The following is a 3,441-nucleotide window of genomic DNA, read 5'->3' as shown; positions in this document are numbered from 1 at the left end:
CGGCAACGCGGTGCGGCTGGAGCTGTACCGCGGCGTGACCCACGACTTCATCAAGATGGGTCGCAGCATCCCCGAAGCCGAGCAGGCGCTGGACGCCTGCGCCGATGCGCTCCGGACCGCCTTCGGCCTGCCGGCGCCGGCCACCGCCCCCGTGACTTCCACGACCTCCACGACCCCCACCGGGGCCTCCGCATGAGCAGCACCAACGCCTCCGCGCTCGCGCGCGACCGCTTCCGCTTCTTCGAACGCCTGCGCGTGCGCTGGGCCGAGATCGACGCGCAGCAGATCGTCTTCAACGGCCATTACCTGACCTACTTCGACACCGCCGTGGGCGGCTACTGGCGCGCGCTGGCGCTGCCCTACGCGCCGACGATGCAGGCGCTCGAGGGCGACCTGTTCGTGCGCAAGTCGACGATCGAATACCTGGGCTCGGCGCATTACGACGAGCTGCTGGACATCGGCGTGCGCACCGAGCGCGTCGGCACGACCTCGCTGACGGTCAGCTGCGCGGTGTTCCGCGGCGACGAGTGCCTGGTGCATGGTGAGCTGGTCTATGTCTTCGCCGATCCGGTGGCGCGCGTGCCCAAGGCGGTGCCGCAGGCGCTGCGCGAGCTGCTGCTGGGCTTCGAGCGCGGCGAGCCGATGACCGACGCGCGCGTGGGCAACTGGGCGACGCTGGGCGCGGACGCGCACCGCATCCGGCAGGCCGTGTTCGTCGAGGAGCAGAAGATCCCCGCCGACATGGAGTGGGACGCCGCCGACGAGAGCTGCACCCACGCGGTCGCCTACAACCGGCTGGGCCGGCCGCTGGCCACGGGCCGGCTGCTGGAGCATGTGCCGGGCGTGGCCAAGATCGGCCGCATGGCGGTGCTGTCGCCGATGCGCGGCAGCCGCGTCGGCCGCCAGGTGCTGGACGCGCTGATGCAGGCCGGCCGCGAGCAGGGCTACCGCGAAGTGCTGCTGCACGCGCAGCTCAGCGCCGAAGGCTTCTACACCCGCGCCGGCTTCCAGCGCCGCGGGCCGGTCTTCGAGGAAGCCGGCATCGCGCATGTGGAGATGGTCCGGGGGCTGTGACCCAGCCCCAGCTTCTCCAAGCTTGCCGCTATCCAAGCCATTAGGAATTGCAAATGGTTCTCTGATTGTCGATAGCAAATACTCGCCCCACCCCTGACACCCCAGGGGACAGGAAGCACCGCGTCGAGGAGGGCTCGACATCTTGGCGACGCGGTGCCGGCAGCAAGACAACTGGAGAAGCGATGAGTGAACAAGGCAAGTGCCCGGTGATGGGGCATGGCAGCGCGCCGGTGGCGCGGACCAACCGCGACTGGTGGCCCAACCAGCTCAACCTGTCGGTGCTGCGACAGCTCGCGGCCAAGTCCGATCCGATGGGCGAGGACTTCAACTACGCCGAGGAATTCAAGCGCCTGGACCTGGAGGCGCTCAAGCGCGACCTGACCGCGCTGATGACCGATTCGCAGCCCTGGTGGCCGGCCGACTGGGGCCACTACGGCGGGCTGTTCGTCCGCATGGCCTGGCACAGCGCCGGCACCTATCGCACCGCGGACGGCCGCGGCGGCGCCAGCGCCGGCAACCAGCGCTTCGCGCCGCTGAACAGCTGGCCCGACAACGGCAACCTCGACAAGGCGCGCCGCCTGCTGTGGCCGATCAAGCGCAAGTACGGGCAGCGGATCTCCTGGGCCGACCTGATGATCCTGGCGGGCAACGTCGCGATGGAATCGATGGGCTTCAAGACCTTCGGCTTCGCCGGCGGACGCGAGGACATCTGGGCGCCGGAGGAGGACGTCTACTGGGGCGCCGAGACCGAATGGCTGGCCACCAGCGACAAGCCGAACAGCCGCTACTCCGGCGAGCGCGAGCTGCAGAAGCCGCTGGCCGCGGTGCAGATGGGCCTGATCTACGTGAACCCGGAAGGCCCGGACGGCAAGCCCGATCCGGTGGCCTCGGGCCGCGACGTGCGCGACACCTTCGGCCGCATGGGCATGAACGACGAGGAGACCGTCGCCCTGGTCGCCGGCGGCCACACCTTCGGCAAGGCGCATGGCGCCGGCGATCCGAAGCTGGTCGGCCCGGAACCGGAGGCCGCGCCGATCGAGGCGATGGGCCTGGGCTGGATCAACCAGTTCGAGTCGGGCAAGGGCGTGCACACCACCACCAGCGGCATCGAGGGCGCGTGGAAGCCGAATCCGACCACCTGGGACAACGGCTACTTCGACATGCTGTTCGGCTACGAGTGGGAGCTGACCAAGAGCCCGGCGGGCGCCCACCAGTGGGTGGCCAAGGACGTCAAGCCCGAGCACATGATCCCGGACGCGCACGATCCGTCGCGCAAGCACGCGCCGATGATGACGACGGCCGACCTGTCGCTGCGCATGGATCCGATCTATGAGCCGATCTCGCGCCGCTTCCATCAGGATCCGGCCGCCTTCGCCGATGCCTACGCCCGCGCCTGGTTCAAGCTGACCCACCGCGACATGGGCCCGAAGTCGCGCTACCTGGGCCCGGACGTGCCGGCCGAGGACCTGCTCTGGCAGGACCCGCTGCCGGCCGTCGACCACGCGCTGATCGACGCGGCGGACATCGCGGCGCTGAAGGCCCAGATCCTGGCGTTCGGCCTGACGGTGAGCGAGCTGGTCTCGACCGCCTGGGCCAGCGCCTCGACCTTCCGCGGCTCCGACAAGCGCGGCGGCGCCAACGGCGCGCGGATCCGCCTCGCGCCGCAGAAGGACTGGGAAGCGAACCAGCCGGCGCAACTGGCCAAGGTGCTGTCGGCGCTCGAGACCATCCAGCGCGACTTCAACGCGGCGGCGACGGGCGGCAAGCGCGTCTCGCTGGCTGACCTGATCGTGCTGGGCGGCGTCGCCGCGATCGAGCAGGCGGCCCAGGCCGCGGGCCATGCGGTCGTGGTGCCGTTCACCCCGGGCCGCACGGACGCTTCGCAGGCGCAGACCGACGTCGAGGGCTTCGCGGTGCTGGAGCCCGTCGCCGACGGCTTCCGCAACTACCAGAAGGCCCGCTTCACCGTCTCGGCGGAGGAACTGCTGGTGGACAAGGCGCAGCTGCTGACGCTGGGCGCGCCCGAGATGACGGCGCTGGTCGGCGGTCTGCGGGTGCTCGGCGCCAATGTCGGCGGCGTGTCGCACGGTGTCTTCACCGACCGGCCTGGCGTGCTCACCAACGACTTCTTCGTCCACCTGCTGGACATGTCGACCCAGTGGCGCGCGAGCGCGCAGGATCCCGACGTGTTCGAAGGCCTGGATCGCGAGACCGGGCAGCCGCGCTGGACCGGCACCCGCGTGGACCTGGTGTTCGGCTCGAACTCGGTGCTGCGCGCGCTGGCCGAGGTCTACGGCAGCGCCGACGCGCAGGGCCGGTTCGTCCGGGACTTCGTCGCCGCGTGGACGAAGGTGATGAACCTGGACC

General features: G+C 70.3%; 2 protein-coding genes and 1 pseudogene. All 3 read left to right on the top strand.

What is annotated here, in order from left to right; genetic code table 11:
- Positions 1–196 (top strand): annotated as a pseudogene (locus FUT87_RS04165) (hypothetical protein); the annotation flags it as partial.
- Positions 193–1,074: a YbgC/FadM family acyl-CoA thioesterase gene (locus FUT87_RS04160; RefSeq protein ID WP_147240183.1), complete on the top strand. Its 882-nt coding sequence runs from the start codon at positions 193–195 to the stop codon at positions 1,072–1,074. The pseudogene FUT87_RS04165 and the gene FUT87_RS04160, both read left to right, overlap by 4 nt.
- A 182-nt stretch (positions 1,075–1,256) precedes the next feature.
- Positions 1,257–3,441: catalase/peroxidase HPI (gene katG / locus FUT87_RS04155; protein ID WP_147240182.1), on the top strand; the 2,185-nt coding region annotated here is incomplete at its 3' end.

This window comes from Mitsuaria sp. TWR114 (assembly GCF_007997345.1).
This window is presented reverse-complemented; position numbering and strand designations above follow the sequence as displayed.

What these genes read in the sequence shown, in the direction of transcription:
- FUT87_RS04160 (WP_147240183.1), top strand. Translation starts at nt 193, where the DNA reads ATGAGCAGCACCAACGCCTCCGCGCTCGCGCGCGACCGCTTCCGCTTC.